General features: G+C 42.3%; 19 protein-coding genes. 12 read left to right on the top strand and 7 right to left on the bottom strand.

Features of this window, described 5'->3' with window-relative positions; all coding sequences use genetic code 11:
• The first annotated feature begins 96 nt into the window (after positions 1–96).
• A complete protein-coding gene (locus BRLA_RS05465; protein WP_003335007.1) occupies positions 97–1,395 on the top strand; it encodes a nucleotide sugar dehydrogenase in 1,299 nt (432 codons plus the stop codon).
• Positions 1,396–1,511: 116 nt separating this feature from the next.
• On the opposite strand, the gene BRLA_RS05470 is transcribed toward BRLA_RS05465, so the two are convergent.
• Both BRLA_RS05470 and BRLA_RS05475 read right to left on the bottom strand, forming a co-directional pair.
• Entirely contained in the window at positions 1,512–2,339 is an 828-nt protein-coding gene (locus BRLA_RS05470) for a M55 family metallopeptidase (protein ID WP_003335006.1), read from the bottom strand.
• A 179-nt stretch (positions 2,340–2,518) separates the two neighbouring features.
• Positions 2,519–3,661, bottom strand: coding sequence for a glycosyltransferase (locus BRLA_RS05475; RefSeq protein ID WP_003335005.1), 1,143 nt, complete (start codon positions 3,659–3,661; stop codon positions 2,519–2,521).
• Between the two features lie 173 nt (positions 3,662–3,834).
• On the opposite strand from BRLA_RS05475, the gene BRLA_RS05480 reads away from it, so the two are divergent.
• Positions 3,835–5,376 carry a glycosyltransferase family 4 protein gene (locus BRLA_RS05480; RefSeq protein ID WP_003335004.1) on the top strand — a complete coding sequence of 514 codons (1,542 nt, stop codon included), beginning with the start codon at positions 3,835–3,837 and terminating at the stop codon, positions 5,374–5,376.
• A 139-nt stretch (positions 5,377–5,515) separates the two neighbouring features.
• On the opposite strand, the gene BRLA_RS05485 is transcribed toward BRLA_RS05480, so the two are convergent.
• From BRLA_RS05485 to BRLA_RS05495, 3 genes are read right to left on the bottom strand one after another with little or no spacing between them, the layout of a single operon-like run.
• Complete coding sequence (locus tag BRLA_RS05485; RefSeq protein ID WP_003335003.1) at positions 5,516–6,349, bottom strand: hypothetical protein; 834 nt, start codon at positions 6,347–6,349, stop codon at positions 5,516–5,518.
• A complete protein-coding gene (locus tag BRLA_RS05490) occupies positions 6,336–7,982 on the bottom strand; it encodes a hypothetical protein (RefSeq protein ID WP_003335002.1) in 1,647 nt (548 codons plus the stop codon). Before BRLA_RS05490 ends, BRLA_RS05485 begins: the two co-directional genes overlap by 14 nt.
• 20 nt (positions 7,983–8,002) lie before the next feature.
• Entirely contained in the window at positions 8,003–9,283 is a 1,281-nt protein-coding gene (locus tag BRLA_RS05495) for an O-antigen ligase family protein (RefSeq protein ID WP_022584118.1), read from the bottom strand.
• A 130-nt stretch (positions 9,284–9,413) separates the two neighbouring features.
• Between BRLA_RS05495 and murJ the strand changes: the two genes are divergently transcribed.
• Entirely contained in the window at positions 9,414–10,940 is a 1,527-nt protein-coding gene (murJ, locus tag BRLA_RS05500) for a murein biosynthesis integral membrane protein MurJ (RefSeq protein WP_003335000.1), read from the top strand.
• Between the two features lie 116 nt (positions 10,941–11,056).
• Here the strand turns inward: murJ and BRLA_RS05505 are convergent, their stop codons facing one another.
• Positions 11,057–12,442: a zinc ribbon domain-containing protein gene (locus tag BRLA_RS05505; RefSeq protein WP_003334998.1), complete on the bottom strand. Its 1,386-nt coding sequence runs from the start codon at positions 12,440–12,442 to the stop codon at positions 11,057–11,059.
• Between the two features lie 169 nt (positions 12,443–12,611).
• On the opposite strand from BRLA_RS05505, the gene BRLA_RS05510 reads away from it, so the two are divergent.
• Both BRLA_RS05510 and BRLA_RS05515 read left to right on the top strand, forming a co-directional pair.
• Positions 12,612–12,974 (top strand): thioredoxin family protein, encoded by a 363-nt coding sequence (locus tag BRLA_RS05510; protein ID WP_003334997.1) that lies wholly within the window; start codon positions 12,612–12,614, stop codon positions 12,972–12,974.
• Positions 12,975–13,009: 35 nt separating this feature from the next.
• The gene (locus tag BRLA_RS05515; protein ID WP_003334996.1) at positions 13,010–13,981 is read left to right on the top strand and encodes a serine/threonine protein kinase; all 972 of its coding nucleotides are present in this window, start codon (positions 13,010–13,012) and stop codon (positions 13,979–13,981) included.
• On the opposite strand, the gene BRLA_RS05520 is transcribed toward BRLA_RS05515, so the two are convergent.
• The gene (locus tag BRLA_RS05520) at positions 13,978–16,014 is read right to left on the bottom strand and encodes a vWA domain-containing protein (protein ID WP_003334995.1); all 2,037 of its coding nucleotides are present in this window, start codon (positions 16,012–16,014) and stop codon (positions 13,978–13,980) included. The genes BRLA_RS05515 and BRLA_RS05520 overlap by 4 nt on opposite strands.
• 494 nt (positions 16,015–16,508) lie before the next feature.
• Between BRLA_RS05520 and BRLA_RS05525 the strand changes: the two genes are divergently transcribed.
• From BRLA_RS05525 to BRLA_RS05555, 7 genes are all read left to right on the top strand, one after another.
• Positions 16,509–18,677: a hypothetical protein gene (locus tag BRLA_RS05525; protein WP_003334994.1), complete on the top strand. Its 2,169-nt coding sequence runs from the start codon at positions 16,509–16,511 to the stop codon at positions 18,675–18,677.
• 119 nt (positions 18,678–18,796) lie between these two features.
• Positions 18,797–19,222: a hypothetical protein gene (locus tag BRLA_RS05530; protein WP_041751970.1), complete on the top strand. Its 426-nt coding sequence runs from the start codon at positions 18,797–18,799 to the stop codon at positions 19,220–19,222.
• Positions 19,223–19,315: 93 nt separating this feature from the next.
• On the top strand, positions 19,316–19,765 hold the full coding sequence (locus BRLA_RS24940) for a DnaJ domain-containing protein (RefSeq protein ID WP_003334992.1): 450 nt from the start codon (positions 19,316–19,318) through the stop codon (positions 19,763–19,765).
• 137 nt (positions 19,766–19,902) lie between these two features.
• Positions 19,903–20,463, top strand: coding sequence for an FHA domain-containing protein (locus BRLA_RS05540; protein ID WP_003334991.1), 561 nt, complete (start codon positions 19,903–19,905; stop codon positions 20,461–20,463).
• A gap of 35 nt (positions 20,464–20,498) precedes the next feature.
• A complete protein-coding gene (locus tag BRLA_RS05545) occupies positions 20,499–21,014 on the top strand; it encodes an FHA domain-containing protein (RefSeq protein ID WP_003334990.1) in 516 nt (171 codons plus the stop codon).
• 10 nt (positions 21,015–21,024) lie between these two features.
• Positions 21,025–21,873 carry a PP2C family protein-serine/threonine phosphatase gene (locus tag BRLA_RS05550; protein WP_041751971.1) on the top strand — a complete coding sequence of 283 codons (849 nt, stop codon included), beginning with the start codon at positions 21,025–21,027 and terminating at the stop codon, positions 21,871–21,873.
• A 51-nt stretch (positions 21,874–21,924) separates the two neighbouring features.
• Positions 21,925–23,886: a PP2C family serine/threonine-protein phosphatase gene (locus BRLA_RS05555; protein WP_003334988.1), complete on the top strand. Its 1,962-nt coding sequence runs from the start codon at positions 21,925–21,927 to the stop codon at positions 23,884–23,886.
• Positions 23,887–23,910: the final 24 nt, after the last annotated feature.

Genomic DNA, 23,910 nt, shown 5'->3' on the forward strand with positions numbered 1-23,910 from the left:
GGCCTTGTTTTTCTGGGGTTAGGAATTTACTATCTATCGTAGTTACTACATACGTAGCATATATACGTGGAGAAACAAAGGAAAGAGGAGATTATTATGACACATCCTATTCGTGTCGCGGTTGTAGGCCTTGGTTTTGTAGGTTTGCCACTTGCGCTAACCTACGCGATGAAAGGTGCAAAGGTAGTCGGAATCGATGTTTCCAAACAGCTTGTAAAGGAAACAAACGAAGGAAAATCTCACCATCTGGAAGCATATAAAGGCAAGACATTGCCAGAAATTTTACAAGAACAGGTGGAGGCAGGTCGTTTTCATGCCACCACTTCCTATGAGGAAGCACAACAACAGGTTGACCACTATATCGTAACAGTAGGTATCCCGGTTAAAAATGGCGACCCTGAGTTGCAATATTTAAAAAGTGCTGCTCTAACATTAGGAAGCCAACTCAAAAAGGGCGATCATGTCATGATTCGCAGTACTGTGATTCCTGGAACAACGGAAGAGGTTGTGAAGCCAATACTTGAAGAAGCAAGCGGCATGAAGGCAGGCGAGGAGTTCTATCTTAGCTATTGCTCTGAACGTATTGCAGAAGGACGGGCTTTTGAGGAGTTTATTCATATGCCTCTAGCATTAGGCGGTATTAATGAAGCGAGTGCTGCCAAAGGTAAAGAATTGCTTTCCTTTATTAGTGAGACAGAGATTACTATTACAGATATTCGTGTAGTAGAAGCTTCCAAGGTTATTGAGAACATTCAGCGTGACGTTAATATTGCGATGGTTCAAGAATTTGCAAGATTTGCGGAAGCAGCAGATATTGATGTTTTTGAATTAATTAAGGTTGCCAATACCCATACTCGCGTCAATTTATTAACGCCAGGTCCTGGTGTAGGTGGTTACTGTTTGCCGAATGCCCTTTATTATTTGGCTCCAAAAGCAAAGGAGCTGCATGTTGACCTACCGCTTTTGACTACTGCACGTAAAATTAACGATGGCATTCCTTCTGTGCTGGTTGACATGCTGGAGCAATCACTACAATCTGTTGGTAAACGTTTGGCTGACAGCAAGGTAGCTGTGTTTGGCTTAGCTATGAAGGATTTTTCCAATGATGATCGCATTAGTCCTGTGCACGATTTTATTGAGCTATTGCTAGCGAAAGGGGTAGAGGTTACCTCTTACGATCCTGCTGTCCATACGCCATATGCTCATAAAAAAGACAGCCTAGAAGGTGCTGTATCTGGAGCTGATGCTTTGGTGCTAGCCGCGATGCAGCAAGAGTTCACTGGGCTTGATTGGGCTGCGGTAACTGGAAAAATGGCGTCATCCCCTGTGGTCTTAGATTTAAAAAACCGAATTCCGCGTACGCTTGATGAGCAAGTGAAAGTGAAGCGAATTTAGAATGTAGATAAAGTTTTGCCAAGGAAAAGCATATAAAAAACGTCCTGTCCCAGTCATAGCTGATGAAGGGGGCAGGACGTTTTTGTATCTTTAGGAGCTAGGAGCAAAGAGCGATGTTAACAGAAAGGAACTGAACTAGCTAAGTTCATCATCGCACGCATGGTTTTATACATATCAGACTGATTTTTTGCGTAGTAGGTAACTTCCGTGGTGTTCGGAATGATTACTGTTTCTGGAACAATTGCGGCCATTTCAGCTTGGCCGTAATGAGAGAATTCTATTTTTAATTCAAGTGGCAGCTCTGTAGTAAGCGGGACTATTTCCTTACAACGCTGTAAAGCTAGGCTTGCTTGCTCTTGCAGAATTTCACGGCTTTCTTGTAGCGAAAGGCAGATTGCGGAAGTGCGAGATGTTGCATATTTAACGATAGCGGTCTGGATGTCAGGAATGAGCCCTAGAGCTTCCTCCGCGATGAGGTTGTCTCCAGATACCAGGCAGACTGGTACGCCGTATAAACCGGCATAGATGGCATTAAAGCCAAATTCGCCTACAACTTGACCGTTTATATACATGTTTTTAATTACGCGTGACATCGTATGGCTAAGAACCCCTGGAACGCCGTGACGGGTGTGGTAGCCAATTAAAAAAACGGCATCATAGGTTTCATCTAGGCCATGCATCATAGAGTGATCGCGTGGGGTTCCGCGTAGCAGGCGAGCTTGTGGATGCAAATCCTCCAAATGAATGTTATTAAGATTTTCATGGCTATCTGCTACCAAAATTTCAGTAGCGCCAGCGGCTATGGCACCTTCAATGACAGCATTCACATCGTGAGTCATATAAGCACGGCCTCTTTGATAATTACTGCCTGTTTCGGGGTTAATATAAGTAGGATCGGTAATGCCCGAGATTCCTTCCATATCGCAGGATATAAATACTTTCACGATTACGCACAACCTTTCTATGTAGTTCCATTTCTATTGTACAAGGATTCAGATAATGAAACAAAGAAAAAACGACTTTATTCCCTTAGCTGGACGGGAAGAAGTCGTTTTTGCAAATGAATGATGGGGATAAGCATGGATGCTTACGTTATTTCATGTCATGATCGATTTTTTGTCGATTATGGCTTTCGTTTTTGCTTGTAAAGGTGAATCGTTTGTTCCGCCATTTGCTCGATTGTAAATTCACGGTCGATCATTTCAGTGCTGTTGTTAACCAAGCGTAGCTGAAGCTCATGATCCTGCCAAAGTCTGAGCATGGCCTGTGCTAAAACGCCCGCTTGAGCTGGTGGAACTAACAGCCCCGTTTCTTCTGAAATGACAAATTCACCTACACCTCCAACATCTGTAGCTATTACAGGTAGAGATGCAGCCATTCCTTCAGCGATCGTATAACCTAGTCCTTCGTACAACGCTGCGTGCACATACATATCTAATGCTTGAAGACAACGAGGGACATCGGTACGGAATCCAACGAAGCGAACTCGCTCAGCAATTCCAAGCTGACGTGCTTGATCTTCAAGAGCTGGGCGGTCTACACCATCCCCGATTATGGCTAGATAAAGGTTAGAATGGTTTTGCGTGCTAGCTAACACCTGAGCGAAAGCTTCAAGTAAATAAGGAAGTCCCTTGATTTGAACGATACGCCCGACGTTTCCAAATACAAAAGCATCAGCGGGGATTTCCCACTCTTCGCGTAGTGTGGCACGCACTTCTGCTTTATTTTCGATACGGAACGGGGTAATATCCATTCCATTAAAAATGACACTTGTTTTTTCTTGTGGGATGCCATCTTCTATTAAAACGGTTTGGAGTGCCTTACTTACCGTTATAAAGTGATCCGTCCAGCGACGTGTTTGTTTTTCCATAAGAGTTGCGCCAAAAGAAGCTAGTGGACTCACATAATCATATTTTAAATTACTATGGACTGTGGTAAATGTTGTGCAGTCCAATGAACGAGTCGCCAATCTTCCCAAAAAGTTAGCTTTAACTCCGTGCGTATGCACAATGTCTGGATTCATAGCGATAATTTCCTGCTTTAATCCCTGCAAAATACGGAAATCGAAGCGTCCATATGTATGTAATGTTGTCACTTTGATACCAGCTTCACGCAATTTTCTCGCAAATAACGCATCGTAAAAGCATACGACGGCTGCCTCTACTTGCTTCTTAGAAAAAGAAGTAAGCAGATTGAGAATATGCTGTTCAGCTCCACCAAATTCTCCACCGCCGATTACGTGGAGGACACGTAGTTTGCTTGTCATGTAATCCACCCGAACCTTTCCAACAGACCATTTCAAATATACCAGATGAAGCGGTGATTCGCAATATGACCGTACTTATGGTATGGTAAACGTGACATTTTTTTATAGACTTGTTTTCGCTTTAGCAAGTGAATATTGGGTTAGAAACGTGAATAAGGATGAGGAAAATAGATATGGACAAGCGACATAATGTATTAATACTCTCGTATATATTTCCACCAATTGGAGGCGGTGGTGTTCCACGTCCGCTTAAAATGGCTAAATATCTAGGGGAATTCGGCTGGGGTGTACATGTGCTTACTGCGGACCCGAGCTATCATGCTACCCTTGATCCTACTTTACTGGCAGATGTTCCTACAGATGTGCACATCCATCGAGCAAAGGAGCTGACTGCGAAATTCCGTAAACCAGCAAACAATACGCAAGCATCGTCTGGTAAGCAAGCTGCTGGTAAGCAGGCCTCCAGTAATCCTGCGGCAAGAAATAATGTATCCGATTCGAATTCTGATCGTGCAAAAGAACAAGGGGAAGACGACAGCAAGATGGCTGTCTCAAAAGCAGAAAATGTCGCATTAGCTTCAAGACAACAGACTGAGGGAAGCGTTCAGCCTTCCTTGGTGGCACGGCTTACGAGCACATTATTTCAAACAGCCAAAAAAATAAAGCCGTACCTGCTTATCCCGGATGATCAAATATTGTGGTATCCTGAGGCATTGAAGGTGGGGCGTGAGATCATGCGCAAGCACCGCATTGATGTGATCTTCTCTACATCTGGTCCCGTAACAAACCATCTTGTCGCTCGTAAGCTAGCAGCAGAGTTCGGCTGTAAATGGATTGCAGACTTCCGAGATCCTTGGACTCAAAATATGCATCGATCAGGCATTGCTTGGCGTGAGCGTCTGGAAGAGCGAATGGAAGCAAAGGTCATGAAGCAAGCTGATGTTATTACAACAGTGACGGCTACATTTGCTGAAAATTTCCAAACGAAATATCCAGCTACCGCAAACCGATTGGAGCTCATTTATAATGGCTTTGACAAAGCCGATTTTGCAAAGCTGACTCCTGCACATATGGCACCCGATCGGTTTCATGCCGCTTATGCAGGTATTTTATATCAGAAACGCAATCCACGATTATTGCTGGGTGCGATCAAGGAACTGATTGATGAAGGTCTAGTTGATCAACAGGAGATATGCCTTTCATTTGCAGGGGTCTTTGACTATCCGGGCTATACAGAAAATCGAGATTGCGTAGAGCAGCTTGGTTTGCAGAAAGTAGTCAGAGTGCTAGGCAATCTACCTCATAAAGAAGCACTAGGCCTGATGAGCGGTGCAGATGCTCTATTGATGATCGGAGACGTGACTCCTGATGCAGGAGCCTATATCCCTGGTAAGCTTTATGAATACATGGGGGTTGGTAAGCCTATTTTAGCGTTAAATATGCCAGGTGAGGCGACGGAGATCATCCAACGCTTTGGTTTAGGGGAGGTAGCCAATCCCACTGATAAGGAAGCGATGAAGCGAGCGTATCTACATCTGTATCAGAATTGGAAACAGCAAAAGGAGAACGGGGCTAGTCCGCAACGCGATGAGAGCTTCTATGATCGTGTTAAGCTGTACGAACGCCGTGAACAAGCAGGCCAGCTAGCACAGGTTATGAATGAGCTAGTAGACGGTACTAGGGAAGCTAAGAAAGCAGGTCCTGTGCAACAATAAACGAACAGCAAAAGCGTGTTGGAGTGTCACACACTCGCACGCTTTTTGTAATGGATCAGTACAAATACAAAAAACTCTCTATCGGTCAGTAACTGACAAGCAATAGAGAGTTTTTTATTTGTAATGCTGATCTTATAAATTAATCAAGTAAATATTTCTTCACTTCTTCTGGATCTTTCATTTTAATGTTTTCCCCATATTTAAAGAAAGTGAACTTAACCTCCTGATCCATGTAGCCACCACCTGGGATCGGCAGGATGATCCAGGTTTGATAGCTATGAATCAATCCATCGTCCTTTCCAATACCCACAGTCATCTTAATGGTGGTGTTAGCCAGAATCTCATTGATATCAGGACGATCCTGTAATTGCTCCTTAAAGGCCGCAAAAAGATCGCTATCAGCCTTCTCTACCCATTCCTTACCCGTAATTTTGATCTGATACGGAATAGTCTCTGTGCTAATCACCTTTTCATCAGGCATCTGCACTGCTTTGTCTAAGAAAGGTAACCAGGCTTCATAACCACGAAATACATCAACAGGAAGTGGTTCCTCTCGTGCAGTTATCCAATTGCCGCCTTTGAAAATATAGCGTTCGTCACCCTTACGGTAGTAAACAAATTCCTGACGAGCGATGCGACCAGTCACCTGATAAGCATCTGGGCCTTCCACGATACCATCAAACATACTTGTGGTCTCACGTGACATCATCCGATTTTTCACGTAGCCGCTAAACCAGTATTTACTAGGATCGACCTCTGTTTTGACACCATTTTTCATCATCTCAAAGGAAGATTTCCCCTTTTCCAAAGCAGCACGCAAAACGGCAGCAGGATTTTCAGCAGGGGTAATGCCGGCAGGAGCAGTATCTTCAAGCTTTACGAACTCCTTTGGAGCAGATTCATACGTACAACCGGAGAGGAGAGTGAGCGCAGTTATGCTCGCCAGCAACCATTTTCCCTTATTTTGAAGCATAACGAACCCTCCTCACGATACCAAAAGCAAACAGTGCTATGGTGATGCCAACAGCAATTGGGAAGACAGGGATCTGATGGCGTTTGAATACTAGAATACGATGATTATCGTACATCGTAGCAACCAGCTCGTTCTCCTGATCTCCGTCAATGTCTCCAACTTGCATTTTAATTAATGGTAAATAAATCTTCCAATTCTGCTTCAGACCATCCTGTGTATAGTCAAAGCCGGAGAGATAACGACGATCAAAGCTACTCACCCAGCTTTTTGCTTGGGCAATCAGCTCTGCATGTTCGTTTTTACCAATGCTTGCATAATTGGTTAAGCGGAAGCTTGTATCTTTTTCGCTGCTTGCAAATAGCATCTCCCATTTACCGTCCGCGGTTGGGCGTAGGATATACGAAGGAACGCCGCCAATCAACAGCTCGTCCTTATTATCATGGTCGATGTCCGCTACCATAATATCGCTCATTGCAAGTCCACCCTTGAGGGATTTGCGATTTAAGCGGTAGCTTTCTTCCACAGTCGCATCAGGTTTAACGGTAATAACAGCTAGGTCTTCGTCCAATACCAGAAGTCCTTCTTGTCCATCAGGAAGGCGCATCGTGTCTAAAATCTTGGTACCACGAGTCTTGTACTGGAAGGAGATTTGACCATAGGAGCCAGTTAAAAATCCATTTTTAATTTCCACGTCATGGAATTTGGTTAGCTTATTAAATTGATTGGTTTTATACGTATAACCATCTTGGTCAGTCAGCTTTTTATCCACCTGTGCCAGATCGAGCAATAAGGCACGGAATGGCGCTGTACCGGACTGCATCATTGCTTCTGTGTAGCTTTGACGCTGTACGGTAGGAACTAATTGCTTCTCCGTTTGTGCGTAGTATGGGAAACCAGGGTAGTCCGTCGGCATTTGTGCCAAAGCATTTTTCCACTGCTGTGGCGTAAACTGATCTTGCTTTAACCGTACAAGCTTGCCGTCTTTCCATTTTAAAACATAAAGCGAAAGAGGCTCATCTTTTAAATAGAGAAGCTTTTCGGCAGTTGCCTTTTTTTCTTCCGGTGTTTCTGGAATTTTATCTTCTTCTACATCTGCAACTTCATCTGCGTTACCAAATGTTAGAATTTCCTTTGTTCCATCACCGTCAATGTCATACAGGGTGATTGGGAAGTAGTCGACCCATTCCCCTTTATACAGACGGTCTGTCTCTGCTTTTAATACAAAATGATTAATCGCTGCCAGATTATCACGCGCATAGGTGAAATTAGTCAAGCAAGCTACTGCAACAAGTGCAAAAACAGCGTTCCATTTCACTTTCCCGTAAAACTTAACCAGTAAAGCAATGGCAATAATCGCTCCAATCGCGCCTATTACATATTTGACCATGATACGATCATCTAATGTGGTCAATGCTTTGTCTAACAGCAAAAAACCAATGGTAAAAATAATCACCTGACGCCGTTCCTTCTTATGAATAAGGAAGTACGTCCCAATAAGCAGTGGCACAAAGATCACGAGTGCAATCCATGACAGATCAATAAAAGCGACCTTGACCACCAAGTTATAAGCGATAAACAGGGCAAAGGCATAAACTGCCCAGTATAAGGTTTGCAGCCTAAACAGCTGTCGCATACAATTCACCTTTTTCTCGTTTAAGATCTGGAGCCAATTTTGCGGTTGGCGTACCGGAAGTCAAGAGTGGCTAACGCCGCTACCATTCCGCCTAAGAGCCAGAAGAAGGTAGACATAAACGGCACTTCAAAGATGTTTTCCACAAAATTATGGAAGAACACTGCCAGAAAACCGCAGAATAACCCTAAGCCAGTATAGAAATACGGCGTGTTTTTCCAGCGCAGGGTCGCCTGAGCCGCATATTTAACAATGGCAAGCATCATGGAAACCAATAGAGTCAAGCCAATGATCCCTGTTTCAGCCAACGTTTTAAACATATAGCTGTCAGTATAGATGGTTCCAAAATAACGGGAACCCACGGCTCCGCCCCAATGACCAGGGCCAGCGCCAAATAATGGTTCTAGTCGCATCCGGTGGTAAGCATTCGTCCAACGCGCGACGCGACCGCTTTGGCTACTCTTTTCCCAATAGTCCTCTGTAAACAGAGTAGTAATGCGGTTTTGTACCTTACCGATGACAGGAGTTGTCTCTGGTACAGCCAATAAAACAACACCGCCAATTATGGCTACAGCTACAATGGATAAGAAAACTTTCCGGTTCACAAAAACAGAGCCAATAACTAATACAGCTAAGAGAGCGAACCAAGCTCCGCGCGAGCCTGTTGCAATAAGACAAACCAGCATGATCAGGGATGTCAGCCCCCAAAGAAGCTTTTGCTTTTTCGTTATCCCTTGCAAAAATAGGCCGACTGCAATTGGGATGGTAAGGATCATGTAGCTACCCAATACGTTCGGGCTTGTAACAATGGAGAATGCACGTCTCTTCATTGATTCGTTTTCTCCTGTCCAGGAGCTGTTTACTTCCACCCCAAGCACAACCTGCATTACGCCAATCAAGGCTACGAATAGACCAACTAAGGTGAAGGCTTTCAAGAAACTCTGCATTTGTTCTTTCGACTCAATGAGATAGAAGCCGATTAATAATGCAACCATATATTGGAATATAGCTCGAAAACCTTCTACGCTAGCATTAAAATTAGTCATATCCATAAACATAAGTCCCAGGCCAAATATCAAAAAGGCAAGGAACGCATGCTTAATGCCAGGCATGGTACGGTGGCCTTTTGCATACGCAATAAAGGTAAACAGAAGGAGGACAGTAAGTACGCCTTCATCCCACAAAGAAACAATAAATCCAATCGGGATAAATTTACGCATTGCGTAATCAATGATAGGATAGGTGAGTAATAAGTAAATCCAGTTGGTAGGATTCATAACCAACTTTTTTAGATTCGTTTTCAAGCGAAGTCCCCCTACACATATGTTCGACCCTACCATTATAATGAATCATAAGATAGGGTAGCAAGGAAAAGAAATCTAGCGTTGTTAACTAACAGATAAGTAGCGCGCAAGAATTAGGAGATTACAAGCTGTGAATTTACTAAAAACTGCATCCATGATAGTAGTAATAACATTGATAGGACGCTTGCTAGGCTTTGTTCGCACACTCTATGTTTCACATTTGTATGGAACAGGAATGGAGGCGGATGCCTACTTTCTTGCCCTAACGATTCCCATGACCTTGTTCATGATCATTCCAGGAGCGATCAATGCAGTGATGATCCCCACTATGCGAGGAATACTAGAAGAGAATCAGACACAGAAGGCTTCTGTTCTCTACCATAAAATGCTTGCGCTCATAACCTTTAGCTTTTTTGCTCTGACTGTGGCCGGTTATTTCCTTTCTCCTCAGATTGCTCTGATGTATGGAGTAAGCGGTGAGAAAGCGGCACTTACCATCCGGCAATTACAGTTGATGTGGCCGTCTGTTTTCTTTATTGGTCTAGCTGGATTATGGGCAAGCGTCTTAAATGCACATCATCATTTTTTTACATCTACATTAGGTACGGTAGCGAACAGTGTTATTGTTATCCTTGCCATGGTTGCTTTAGTACCAATTGTTGGAGTAGATGGTTTATCAATAGCTACCACTCTTGGTTATGTAGCTGCTTTAGTCGTGATGTGGCCAGCCATGCGTAAATATGGCTATAGTCAACGGTTTAACTTGCAATATCGTCAGGATGCTGAATTGCGAAGCATGGGTGAACGGGTTGTGCCAATCCTCATTGGTTCCGTTATCTCGCAAACCACCACCTTTCTGGAACGTGGATTAACTACGGGGCTTGGAGATGGAAAGGTTGCGGCACTTTCTTATGCTAATCAGATTGCTCAGCTACCAATGGCTATCTTTGTTGGGGCTTTTACATTACCATTGTTTCCACTGCTAGCCAATTACGTAAAGCGTAAAGAAATGCATTTAATGAAAGCTACACTGGAAAAAGGGTTGTCTTATTTATTGATTTTGTTGTTTCCAGTGACAATTGGCTTCATTTTATATGGCGAAAATTTGATTAGTCTTCTATTTGTTCGCCAATCGGGTGCTTTTAATGAAGAAGCATTATCTTGGACTGCCTTTGGTCTTATTTTCTATGGCATGGGTCTTTATTTCCTAGCGGCCCGCGATTTGATTACACGTGCGTTTTATGCCTTAGAAAACACCCGTACACCCGTGATTGTGGGTGTGATAGGCATCGGAGTTTACGTGTTGACTGCCAAATTGTTCACCCCGCTTTTAGAGCACGGCGGTGTAGCATTAAGTGCTTCTGTATCCGCAATGGTGCAGTCCATCCTATTGTTTTTGTTACTCTGGCGCTCCATTGGTCAGCTTCTTACCTGGGACTTCCTTTTGACAGTAGCAAAGGTTTTGATTGCCTGCGCAGTCATGTCTGTTGTTGCATTCATTCTCCGAGTTCTGCTGCTGGAATCGGGTAGGCTTCTCGATTTACTGGTAGGCGGTACCGTGTCTACAGTCATTTACTTTACAGTGTTGTTTATTTTGCGCGAACCGCTTGTAAAAGATATTGTCGGCAAGATAGCGGGACGCTTTATGAAGAAGTAGGAGACATTCTCTATCAAATGACGATTAGCAAGAGAAAAGGTTTCTTTCTATATAGAAAAAGGCATTCACTGTATTGTTTACGGTGAGTGCCTTTTCTCATTTCTATCACGTTTTGCCTACTTTAATTTCTTCACCTGATTAGGATTAAGACCAAAGCGGGACACTGATGCAGCACGAGTAGAGGCTAGCTGCCACTTATCTTTTATTTTGTGTAGCTCATATTCCCAGCATTGCTCATCCTGCCCGTGATCATCTATTTGATTCGTGCTAAGATTTTTCCATTTATCTTGATAAACTTCTCTAACCATTACTTTTAAATGGGTGTTATCTACTATTTCTAAAGAGCCAAAGTCAATTTCTAAATGAAGCAATTCACCTACAAAGACTTGTTTTAGAATGTCTGGTGTAGTTTCAAATTGCTCAACCTCACGCTCATAACTCTGTTTCTCATCGCCGTTTGGGGAGAGATAAGGTAAGAGAGGGTCAACGGTCGTTTTCGTCTTGGCATATTGCAGCCATGCTTTATTATAATTTGTAAAGAAAGCGGAGACATCGCCTTCAATATTACCTGCTTGAGAAATTTGGAGCGGTAAATCAATAAATGTATCTTGTTCGCCCAAGGTACCCGTCTTTGTTACCTCGCCGAGTGGTGTAGATGCTTTGACCGTAAATTCGAGAGCTTTTTTGGGAGCGTTTTTGATTAAAGCATCGTAGCCGGTAAAGCTCTTTTCAAAGGTAACGGGAATAGCTTGACCGTTATGGAATAGGGCAGCGTTTTTAACATTGGTGTACACCTTAATGTCACGAACAGGGAAATTCACTTTGAATCGTTTAGAACGACCATAATTAACATCAAATTTGATTTCGGTAGTCACTGTGCCGAGCAGGGTAGGTAAACTACCATTCATAAAATGCTCTCCCGGGAAGAAGGGGCCTACCTTGAAAGTAACTTGGTCTTCTTCGTCATCCTGTTCAGATGTCTGTTTTTTCGCTTGTTTTTGATCAGACGGTTCTGATTGAGTCTCAGGAACAATCTCTACACCTTGCTCTCCTGTTGCTAGTTTGGTTCCTTTTGGTCCCATTAATTTCATGTAGATGGGACGTACCTGTACCTTGTATAAGCTACCTTCCTTTTTTAATACTAGTAAAGAATTTGCTTCTTCAGCATCGTCTAGGGCCTCTGGCTTATATGAGGGATTCGTTTGATAGCTCACAGCTTGATCAGCAAGGGAGCCTATGTATGTTTTCCAGGTTTCAGTATGCTGTGATAAATTCTCAATAATGCCAACTGCATTTTTATCAGTCAATACAGCTTTGACACCAGTTGGAACAGTAGTCACTTGTAAGAAGACATCTGCTTGCTTCTGCTCTACCGCCTGTTTAAACAGCTTCACGACTGTTTCTGGATTTTTGTACACAGCACTACGTTGTTGATTAAAAACAAGAAAGCCTACAGCAACTATAAGTAAAATGGCAATAGGAATTATGATTTTCCATTTCATAGGAATCCTCCTTCTAAAAGAACCTTCTTCTTTTATTCTAGGTGATTATTTTCACACGTCAATGCAGGAAGTGGTTCATTGTAAAGAATGTTACAATATAAGTAAGATGAAACGCCGATAAAGAGGAAGAGAGGATTATGAATAAAAATGCTTAGGAGGAAAACTGACGATGAAAGAATACGTGACCCTAGAAGAATTGGAACAGGCGCTACAAGCATTTCCGCTCTGTCTAATTCTCCTTACCTCTAAGAATTGCGGTGTTTGCGAGGCTGTGGAACAAAAGCTACATACCTGGCTGTCAAAGGATCAGCCCTTACATCCTGAAGAACAGCAACCTCATATACTTGAAGGCTTTCATGTAAGCAAAGCTTCTATTGATAAGCTTCCTGAGCTGTCTGGAAGGTTTTTGGCATTTTCTGGACCCACCATACTTATATTTGCCTATGGGAAAGAAATATATCGACAAGCGAGATTTATTCACATGCAAGAGCTAACCGAGGCGCTCAAGCAAGCTAAAGTTATGATAGAATAAGAGAAGGTTAAACATGAAGAGAGAGGTAAGAAAAAGTGAAATCAGGTACCGAAGAGAAGGGATTGCCGAAAAGAATACGCCTTTGCGGACGTTACCAGATTAAAAAAATGATTTCGCAAAGCGAGCTGTCGATTGTGTATACTGCACGTCAGCTTGGCAGTAAGCATACGCGTGTTGTGAAAGAGTTTTTTCCGAGAGCACTTGCCTTACGTGATCTTGATCATAAGACAGTTTTCTGTCGGATACCTTCTTTGCAGGAGAAATATAACGATCTATTACAGGCATTTATACGAGAAGCAGAAATCATAAAAGGACTGAATCATCCTAATTTTGTGTCATATGTAGATTCCTTTGAAGAGAATGGTACGGCTTACTTAGTAATGAATGATTGCCAAGGCGTGACACTGGATCATTATATACAGCAGACCGAGCAGCTATATACGGCGGAAGTGATAGAAAAAACATGGCTGCCGTTGGTGGATGCCCTCGAATACTTACATAAGCAAGGCATTATTCATCGTGATATTAAACCTAGTAATATTATCATTAGTCCATCAGGGGCTCCGATTCTGATTGATTTTGGCTCAGCTATTCAAATAAACCAACAGGGAAATGGAAATAAACAAACAATTGTAACCACAACCGGCTACTCTCCTTTGGAATTTTATTCAGAGAAGTCAAAACAAGATGATCGCTCTGATCTATATAGCTTTGCTGCGACGTTTTTCTTCTATATTAATAGAAGCGCTCCTACGGATGTTACCCAGCGATTGTTTGAGCATCGCTTTGAGGGAATGAAGCTGTCTGCTTCTATCGTGACTCCTATATTGGCACGTATCATTCGCTGGGGGTTAGCGGTTCATGCTGAAAAGAGATGCCCCACGTTAAAATGGTTCAAGCACGCTCTATATGCAGAAGCGTTGATTTGGAAAAGTAGAGAGAGGCTGTTTCCTGCATCTAAGCAAAAAACAACCGCTTCTCCTTCATCTTCTCATAAACGGCATTAATGGTGGGCAGGTACGTCCGAATAAAGATGGGAGTTTACTTTAACGGCTTTGTACCTGATCTCGATTTCTGTGATTCCATCCTCAAATGTAATGTACAATTTGTCATTATAGGTGAGGATTTCCTTTTTGTTGGCACGAAGCAATGTAGTGCCACGAACTAAGGTGCAATTGGAACTGTTTTTAACCAATAGCGTTTCGTTTTTACCTGCTTCAAACACAATGAAAGCTGCTTCCGGTAATGGCTCATTTACATTGAGGCTTCTAAACAGCTCCTGAAGCGTTATCCTGCGTTGAGGAAAAGAGCTGAGAGGCCAGTAGGTAACAGGAATATCATTTCCACTAGCAGTTTGTAAAAAATAGCCCTCCAATTTTCCAGATAGCATAGGTTTTGGACGAACGATCAGATAAATAAGGCCACCAAGAAGAGCAACAGCCAACAAAATGCCACCGATTAAAAGATATTTGTCCCAGACAGACGTAATGATCAAGGATAATTCCGAGGTAGCCTGTTCGCCATCGGGATCAGTAGCCGTGATTGTCAATGTGGTTGTTCCCGTTGTAGATGGAGTAATATGTAACGTTTGGCCTTGAATACGTATGTTTGACAGGGCTTCATCAGGTGCATTTATGATGTTATACGTGAGTGTATCCTGATTGGCATCCGTAAAATATTTGCCTAGATCAATGCCTGATTCCCCTGATTCTTTTGAAATCGAAATCGATCGCTCTGCTGTAGCTTGAGGAGCAAGATTTCCTACATGCAGCTTTTCTGCTGAGGTTTCTCGATAAAAGTCTGGCCCTTCGATTCTCATTTTCCACGTATAGTCCCCAGATTTCTTGAAGACATGCTCCAATTTCCACTCATCCCCAGCTACATTCATCGGAGTCCGTTGTTCTTGCTTCGTTGCTGTATGGACAGTAATGAACTCAGCCTGTAAGGTTTGATTGACATCCTGGTCAGTAAATTTTTTACCTTGAGAATCAATAAGGTGGGCAACCATGCTGATAGCCTGCCCTTTTTGCGTTTGATTTGGTAACGTAGAAGCCTGTATATCGAGATTATAGGTGCCTAATAGATTAATTTTTACTAGGGTACCGGGTGTACCGCGGAATTTTACATGTACGTTCCCTTTTGGCGGCTGTGCAACTTTTAAGAGGGAGTACTTATTTGATTCTGTAAATTGGATATTTTTTGCTTGAGAGAATAATTGCGCTTCTTTGACGGGGTGTTCAGATAACAGAATAATGTTGGCCTCGTTTATGCTCCCGTTCGGAATGGACAGGTTTACATCCTGAAGGGCCCCAGTCGCAGTAACGGCAGCAACAGAGATCAATGTGGATTGAATTTGTTTTGCAAAAATTTTATTAAAAATTTCAGGTAAATCCTCGGCGCTATCGGTAATGAATGAAGTACCGCCTGTTTCAGCCGCAATTCGTTTTAATTCTGCTTGATTAACCGATCCGTCCTGGTTGAGCCCAATTGTATAAATGGGTAAACCTTTTGCTTTTGCTAGTTGAATAGCTTTTTCAACATCTCGCTTTGAATCGGCTACACTTCTTCCTTTGGACATAGGGCCGAAATCTGTGCCCCCATCTGAGAGCAAAAGTAAGAACGGGCGATTTCCACTCTCCGTACGTTTGGCTAAGAGCTCTGTACCTGTAAAGAGACCAAGTCCGAGGTCTGTGTAACCTGAGCGTGGCAAAGAAGACAAGGCTTTTTTGATCTCATTCTTTTTATCTTTCACGGAGATTGCGGTTAAAGCCTTTGTTTTGACAATTTTGTGATTATAGGCAACAAAACCTACCCTTGTACGATCCGCATTGCTCATATCCATAAATAGCCTGACTACTTCTGCTGCTATACCTTCTTTATCCGTATCCCTCATGGAATAACTGGCATCCAATACAAACATGGCATCATTACCCCGATTAGGATCAGCCTTGGCTAAGGCTTGGGGAGCTTCTAGCAGGCAAGAGAAGGCGATCCCTAAAAGCAAAGCGCATATGGCAAGATACATGGTGGAATTACGCATGGATTTCCTCATCTTGACTTTTTACACATCCTTTTACAAGATATGATCTCAAAATAAGAATCGGTCACATTGTCCTAAAAGTGAAGAGAAAAAATGGAAAACAGGAAAATAGAACCAAAAAAAGGTGGAAATAATTGATTTTCACAACGAAAAAAAGGGGATGAAGGCAATAAGTACCAATTTAAATTTTTAGAAAACGGAAAATAAAGGCATAAAGTCCTGATTTTTTTAAATGATTGACAGTGACGAAAAGAGTTGATTAATATAAATTGCGAAAGGTGATAGGGGAATTATGGTAAAAAAATAGATTAATCTGGGAAATTGGATAGATTAATCCGGTATCATTTGGGTTAATTTTACAATTAAGTTAAATTAATCTTATTTAGGTAGGGCCGATTATCCCTTATGAGTAAGACTTTTTATGCACGTACCATTATTCACAAGTAGGTCTACTTTTTGTATATACCTCAGTGAAACATAGAAAGGGGCAGATTATGGACATTATTTATCAAACCAACCGAACGATGCTTTTTGAAGAAATAAATCCAGAAAAGCTGGATTTAGTCACCATTGTAGGCGATGTCAAAGGCATAGATAGCCTAAGTGACGAGAAGGTAAAAGAAATCAATCAGCATCTTCTTGTTAAAAATTTTGACGAATTTTTGGACAAGTTCGAACCGACTGTTTATTCGTTTTACAATGCAGCAAACCAAAAAGTGATGTACACCCTCAAAAAACCAGAATCAATCTCAGAGGACTGCATCACGGAAATTAAGGTTAATCAGCATAATGATTTTCTGAAAATGCTATTTACCTTGATTGATACGAAGCGCAGTCAAGGAATTACCAATGTAGACTTTAAGTTCGAAAATTTGTTAGATATGATCTCTCCGAAAAAGGTCATGGACGATATTAGACAGGTTCGCAAAGAGATTCATTACATGTATAACGAGTACGAAAAATTGGATGATGGCGATCCGAAGAAGCTTGATATGGGTGACAAGCTCAATAGCATGTTTGAAGAGGCAAGTCAGAACTATAACAATGTCATGGCAATGCTTCCTCTAGCGATCGAGGATATTAAAACAAGGCTCTTACTAGGCGGTTCTGCTGAGGAAAACAAATCTGAGGCGATCCAAATCGGAATGCTGACCATTGGGGAGAGCGGTGAATTAAAGATCATCGAAGCACCTAAAAACGATAGCAATGAGCTTATGTTATTGGATGATAATACTGGTACTGGCTTGGTAACGGTTTTTGAAGAGGATTATGAATCGATTACAGAAACGCCTTCTTCTTACGTAAGAGACTTAGTAGTTCGCACTTTCTGCCCGCTACCAGCGGTTCAGTCGGAAGTGGATATGGAGACAGAGATTCAAAACTATAATACATATCTTGAATTCTACAAAAACGCAAAGGACGATTTTGTCAAAACGGTAAAACCGCTTGTGGAGAAAATTCTTGGTGTGAAAATGTTCTTTGATCAATATGCTACCAAGAATAAAGGGATGATGCCGACTCTCCTTATTACAAACACAAAGCTAGATATGTTAGTTAAGAGCAGCAATATTCCACGTTTGGAAACGTACCTTAACACTGTGAACTCCAAAAATGATTTCACAGATACGATCTGGTTCGGTATTGTACCGTCCGTTGAATTAGAGACCGCTGGCCGAGTAAAAGTAAGCCGTGAGCGTTTCAAAGGAAACGAGAAGGTTGTTAAGCAGGACGGAAATACCTTGGAATCACTATCAATGCTTCTAAACGTAGTGAAAGAATACAAGCTACAAGTCTTCTTTAGCTTTGAAACAGGTGAGGAGACCACCTTTAATAGCATGGCTACAGCTGGTATTGATAGATATATCGACAAGTGTAATCCGCTTATTCGCAAGGATTATAGTGAATTTGCGATCCCTTGTGTACCTAACTTCACAGTCATTCCAAAGGATAAGTCTGGCGTAGTAATTGACAGTCGAATGCTGCAAACCGATTCAGGTGCGGAGCTTTCGAAGGAAAAAGAAGACATCTTAAAGCTCTGGATTGAAGGAGTTTATATTGGTTCTTCTTATGTGGCAGCAGGTGTGGTAGCTGCTTATCAATGCCCTGATTATATACGTGAGCTATTTAAAAATATTAATAAAGAGTATCCAGGCGTACGCTTTGATATTGAAGCTGGAGATAACAGCTTACGCGCAGTCACTACAATGGCGAAAGAAATTTCAGGTTTTACTAACAACATTAAAGATTCGATTAACCGTAAAAATTTCGGCTTTGTCTTCTCATCAGAGAATGCACAGCTTCAAGAAAAGGATATTAAACGCATTACGGTTTACAAAGCAAGAAGCCTTGCTTTGGCCGAGGATGGTTTCGATCCTATTTATAAAACTCTCGTGAGTACGTATATCGAACGTATTCTTCGTTTCCAAACTGGAGATTTCAAACACGAAAATATCGTGAAATTCTTCAGTAACAATCCGAGCAGCCAGAAGAGCAAATGGATGAGTGGACGCGGGTACGTCAATTCCATCGTTCAGGATGGAGATGATATTAGCTACATCATCGATGATAAGAGCAATTTGTGCCACATTGATTTGGTCTTTAACGGAAACGTGAAGAACCTTGAAGTGATGATTACCAAGGGCACAACTCCTGTGAAATCGTGATGTCCTTTCTAAAACGTATGGTAGAGGCTGTCTTCCAAAAGATTTCCTCTATACATAAATCTTCTCGTCCTAAATTGGGCGTGAGAGCCATTTTTTCTAATCCTAAGGAGGTTTTATTTATGGGTTTTCGACTAAAAGTTGAAGGTGCAGAAACAATTGAACTAGGTATGGATAACATCCAAACAGTTAGGTATGAAACTGACACTCCAGATGATTCCAATGCTAGATCAACAGATGTAGGAACTACACTACGCATGACTGGTAAAATCATTACGTCTACTGATGGTGACAGCGCTGACGATACGATGAAACTAGCTTTGTGGTCTTTAGTTCCTGCTGAAAAAGCGGATTGCTACAGAAAAGTTACATTAGAAGTAATCGCGGCTGATCAAGTAGTGCGCAAAATCCACATGCCAAATGCTTTCGTGGTTGATTACACAGAACGTTTTGGCGATACAGAAGGTGTTGGAGAATTCACTCTATACATCAAACAGAAAAAAGACAAAACCGAATTTACCAAAATTGAAGGCGGCTATGCCGTTTAGTAGATAGTCTTGTAGGCTATCGGAGGAGGATAAAATTTTAAGAGGTTCAAAGCCTCTTAAAATTTTGTCTCATCCGTTAGGGGGAAAGAGATAATGAAAAATTACTATGACATACTTGGTGTTTCCAAACATGCCTCTGAAGCGGAATTGAAAAAAGCGTACCGACAATTAGCCAAAAAATATCACCCGGATGTGAATCCCGGGAGCAGTGAGGCGGAACAACGCTTCAAGGAAGTACATGAAGCTTATACGGAGCTAAAAACCGAAGAGTCACGGAGAGCATACGATGCAAAATTAGATCAGCGGACACAAAAGAGGGCTACATCATCCACCCAAGGGACAGGCCAGCAATCGACCCAACGTAGAACAACACAAGGATATCAGGGGTTTGATCCCAAAGATATGGAGCGTAATTTCTCACAATTCTTTGGTTTTAATCCAAAAGATACAAAGGGGAATCTTCATAAAAACGGATCAGCTTCTAAAAATCCTCTGGATGCCTCAGCGATCTTTCAGAACTATTTTGGACCGCGAAAAAAATAAGGTGGAAGTGCTTGCTCCTCTCTTTGTAGGTGATTTGATGTCAGTGGACATACAACTTTCAAGGTATGGAGCCTTTTTTCTTTGCAAATAACGATCGGAATGGAAAGGAAAAACACCAGTCTATGGGGGATAGAAATATGCAGGATCAAACGAAAAAATACCGTTCCATTTGGGTCATAATCATTGATGTGTTGCTCTTTGTCATTGCAATTAATATCTTATATTTTGCGTTTTTCATTCAATCAGACCCAGTAATGAAATGGATGGTTAGTCTGTTAGGAATTTCTTTCATCATTTTTGGTATTACTTCACAAAAAAATCAGAAGCAACTGCCTAAGCAATCAAACAAGCAGCAAGCAGGTATTACAAAATTAGTCCTACTAGATGAGGACGGCGAAAGAGTTAAAGAGTGGTTGATACAGGGGGAAACCTCTTTGGTGATCGGAAAGAACTCCCGCAATGGCGAGGTTGATATAGATCTGTCAGATACGGAATACGCATCGCTTATCAGTACCCACCATGCAGTGCTTAACCACGTTGGAGGGACTTGGTTCATTGAGGACAACGATTCTCATAATGGGGTCGGCATTAAAAAAGCGAATAGCAATCGAACGAATAAGATTGAAATCGAAGCAAGACAACAGATTGATATAAATGATCTCATTTACATAGCAAATACACGTATCTTAGTGAAATAAAGGGTTGCTACTAATCACTTGGAGGATGACCAGACATGAGTTTAACGAGATGTACGAATGGCCATATGTTTAGCACAAGAAAGCACGGTAATACATGCCCCTATTGCAACATTGTTGTAGAGCAAGCAGCACGGGGAGAAAGCAAGAGTCAGGTGCGCCCAGTCGATGAAGAAAAAACTATGCCTTATTTGGGTGAGACAACGGGGATTGAGCCTGTAACAGGCTGGTTAGTCTGTATCGAAGGACCTCAGCAGGGACAGGACTACCGAATTATGGCAGAAAAGAATTTCATTGGACGCTCGGAGGAGATGCATATTCGCATTATTGGTGATAATGCCATCTCAAGACGCAATCATGCGGTCATTGTCTATGATCCGAAAAAACGCAACTTTTTTCTACTGCCTGGAGATGCGTCTGGACTTGCTTATCACAATAATGAAGCTGTTTTTTCCCCAGTGGAGCTAACAGCATATGATGTCATTCAGCTTGGTCAAAGCAAATTTATCTTTATCCCGTTGTGCGGCGTCCATTTTGAATGGGAAACCAAATGAGGGTAGGTTGATGAACATGCTGGAGGGACAGGAACTCGCGACATATTGTTTTGTGCTAGCTGGGTTTACGTTTATGCTATTGCTTTTTATGATACGCCAGAATCTGGTGGCTCCTGTTAAAGAACCGGGCATTCAGATTGGTAACGGTCAAACGATCGGCAATCGAGATGAACAAGACGACTATTTTTCGACAGCAACAACTCCTATTGGCACACTAGCTGTTTTGGCGGATGGGATTAGTGGGCTTTCGCATGGACGGATGTCTAGCACTCTGGCGGTTACTCTCTTTATGCGAGAGTTTTTGAATCTGGATGATGCACAAGGTATTACTTCTTTTTTTACAAAAGCTGCTCGTAAAAGCAATGCTGAAATCCTGCAACAAATCGGGGGATCAAATGGTGGTACCACGCTTGTAGCAGCCGTGGTAACCGAGGATAAGCTCTATTGGGGCGCTGTAGGTGATAGCAGCATCATGGTGTTTCGCAATGGGGGATTTATCAAAATGAACCATAAGCACATCTTGGAATCTGTGCTAGAGGAACGCTATCTGTCAGGGGAGATTAGCAAGGAACAAGCAACAAATAACCCGATGGGCAAGCGACTGATCAATTATTTAGGCTATGAGCAGTTTCAAAATATGGAGATTTGCAACGAGCCGTTTCTGTTAAAAAAGAAAGACAAGGTTATTTTGTTAAGTGACGGTGTGTACAACACGCTCTCCGAAGTGGAAATGGAGCAGATTTTAATGAATGCCGCCTCTCCAAATGATGCCGCAGAAGAGATGGTGGCAGAGATTGAACGCAAGCAATTACGCAATCAAGATAACGCTACGGTCATTATTTTAGAGAAAGGCTGGTAAAACGAAACGACTGGTTAGGCCTTTGGTAGCGAAGGAGAAGCGGAGGTACGGATGAGGAAGGAAAACAGCAATTTTCAGACCAGTTTCGTTTCCGAAGCAGGCACTTTTATAGAGAATCGCGATTATTTTGCTTTTGTAGAACTAGATGATGTTGCTTGTTGGGTCATTGCTGATGGGATTGACACGGATAAAGAAGTAAAAAGTGCGGAGATGGCAGTGCAAAGTATTTTACAAAGCTTTTTAGATAAGCCCACAATGTCTCGGCGCAGACTAAAAAAATACATACTCAATGCCCATCACTGGCTAAAAGAAGAAAGTACAAGAGTCCGATTAAAAGCTAGCATTATGATCGTCGTTACCGATTATAGCAAAATCATTTGGGCAGTGGCGGGTAATGCTAGATTGTATCATTTTCGACATGGCCGCTTGCAAACAAGGAGCCATGATCAGTCACTTGCTCAGCAGATGGCTGATGAGGAGCAAATCTCTTTCGCAGCAATAGACAGACATGAGGAACGTCATAATCTTCTTTCTTATTTAGGGAAGCCTGATTTTTTTGAACCATATGTATCCAAAAAGATAGTACTCTCTGATGGAGATGTGATGATGCTTTGTACGCCTGGAGCTTGGGAAGAGGTTAGCTACCAAGAAATGCTGGAAGCCCTAGAAGAAGCAAAAAGTCCAGAAGAGTTGACCGATCAACTGGAGGAAGTGCTATTAAGCAAACAAAAGCAAGTGATTCATAATTATACGATAGCGGCTATTTATGCAAATAAAGTGTTTAAGGAAGATCCCAAAAAACGTTGGAAAAGGATTAAAACAGCCTTATTTATCGGCATACCGGTTCTTTTGCTTGTAGGCGGATTAGTGTACATGAAGGTCCGTGCAGCAGAACGCTTTGCAGAAAATGTTGCTAGCATTTATGAACATGAGAAAAATGCGGATGCCTATGTTTCAGAAAAGGACTACGATAAAGCGCTCCTAGAATATAGTGAGGCGCGAAATGCTGCCAAACGGATAGATGACAAGATATACAGACAATTGTTGAGCAAAAAACTAAAAATTACTGAGTTAATCGTAAATGGAGATAAGTTTGTAAAAGACGGGAAAGTAAAGCAAGCGCAGGAGAGCTATAAAAAAGCTTTGGAAGAAGCGAAGAATCATAAGGAATTTGATAAGAAAGAGATTCAAGAAAAGCTGGATCAAGCAGAGAAAATAGCTCAGGTGCAGCTTTTGGTTAAGGAAGGCGATTTACGCGCTAGCAGCGAGGATTATTCAGGCGCCATGGAGATGTACCAACAGGCCAAACTGGCGGCAATCAATGCTTCCTATACTGAGGGCCAAAAAGAGATCAAGTCGAAAATAGATGAAACGCAGCTCAAACATATCGGGGTGGAAAAAGGTACACAACAACTAGAAGGCGAGAAAATGGAGAAGGATGGAGATCGTTTTCTGGCGGAGAAGGATTTGGAAGGTGCGCTAGGCGCTTACTTACAGGCCCAGTCCATCTATCAGGAAGCTGGAATGATGGAAAAAGCTCTAGGCATAGAGCGCAAAATTACCAAGGTGGATGGTTTATTAAATCCGTTGCCCGTGCCTGCAATAAATGGGGGAGATCAACATGCTAACGGCAATATTCTTGCGCCAGCTACAGGACAAGCATCTGGACAGACACCGGTAGCACCTGTGAAGCAAGGCTCAGGGGTAGTTTCTATACCAGCAACTGGGCAACAGTCGGGACAAGCAACAACAACGCCTCCACCTGCAACAGCTACACAGCAGACACAATCGGTACAGCCTCCACAGCAGGCAGCACCAAAAACAGCCGAGTCATCACCAGCGTCTGTTCCAACTCAGATGGATCACCAAACAAAAGAATCATCTCAGCATTCCCAGAAGGAAAGCTCTAAAACAGTTGAACTAGAGCAAGGTAACAAGCAGGCTCAAGCACCGCGCACGCCACCAAGCGATGAACAAAAACCAACGTCATCTGTGACTAATCCGCACCAGTAATTTCTGACGGAAAGGAGGCTTAAC

This window comes from Brevibacillus laterosporus LMG 15441 (genome assembly GCF_000219535.2).
In the GTDB taxonomy this organism is placed as follows: Bacteria; Bacillota; Bacilli; order Brevibacillales; family Brevibacillaceae; genus Brevibacillus_B; species Brevibacillus_B halotolerans.

Bases quoted from the DNA above. Each gene is read 5' to 3' on its own strand.
- BRLA_RS05465 (WP_003335007.1), top strand. From the start codon at position 97: ATGACACATCCTATTCGTGTCGCGGTTGTAGGCCTTGGTTTTGTAGGT.
- BRLA_RS05475 (WP_003335005.1), bottom strand. From the start codon at position 3,661: ATGACAAGCAAACTACGTGTCCTCCACGTAATCGGCGGTGGAGAATTT.
- BRLA_RS05480 (WP_003335004.1), top strand. From the start codon at position 3,835: ATGGACAAGCGACATAATGTATTAATACTCTCGTATATATTTCCACCA.
- BRLA_RS05485 (WP_003335003.1), bottom strand. From the start codon at position 6,349: ATGCTTCAAAATAAGGGAAAATGGTTGCTGGCGAGCATAACTGCGCTC.
- BRLA_RS05490 (WP_003335002.1), bottom strand. From the start codon at position 7,982: ATGCGACAGCTGTTTAGGCTGCAAACCTTATACTGGGCAGTTTATGCC.
- BRLA_RS05505 (WP_003334998.1), bottom strand. From the start codon at position 12,442: ATGAAATGGAAAATCATAATTCCTATTGCCATTTTACTTATAGTTGCT.
- BRLA_RS05510 (WP_003334997.1), top strand. From the start codon at position 12,612: ATGAAAGAATACGTGACCCTAGAAGAATTGGAACAGGCGCTACAAGCA.
- BRLA_RS05520 (WP_003334995.1), bottom strand. From the start codon at position 16,014: ATGCGTAATTCCACCATGTATCTTGCCATATGCGCTTTGCTTTTAGGG.
- BRLA_RS05525 (WP_003334994.1), top strand. From the start codon at position 16,509: ATGGACATTATTTATCAAACCAACCGAACGATGCTTTTTGAAGAAATA.
- BRLA_RS05530 (WP_041751970.1), top strand. From the start codon at position 18,797: ATGGGTTTTCGACTAAAAGTTGAAGGTGCAGAAACAATTGAACTAGGT.
- BRLA_RS24940 (WP_003334992.1), top strand. From the start codon at position 19,316: ATGAAAAATTACTATGACATACTTGGTGTTTCCAAACATGCCTCTGAA.
- BRLA_RS05540 (WP_003334991.1), top strand. From the start codon at position 19,903: ATGCAGGATCAAACGAAAAAATACCGTTCCATTTGGGTCATAATCATT.
- BRLA_RS05545 (WP_003334990.1), top strand. From the start codon at position 20,499: ATGAGTTTAACGAGATGTACGAATGGCCATATGTTTAGCACAAGAAAG.
- BRLA_RS05550 (WP_041751971.1), top strand. From the start codon at position 21,025: ATGAACATGCTGGAGGGACAGGAACTCGCGACATATTGTTTTGTGCTA.
- BRLA_RS05555 (WP_003334988.1), top strand. From the start codon at position 21,925: ATGAGGAAGGAAAACAGCAATTTTCAGACCAGTTTCGTTTCCGAAGCA.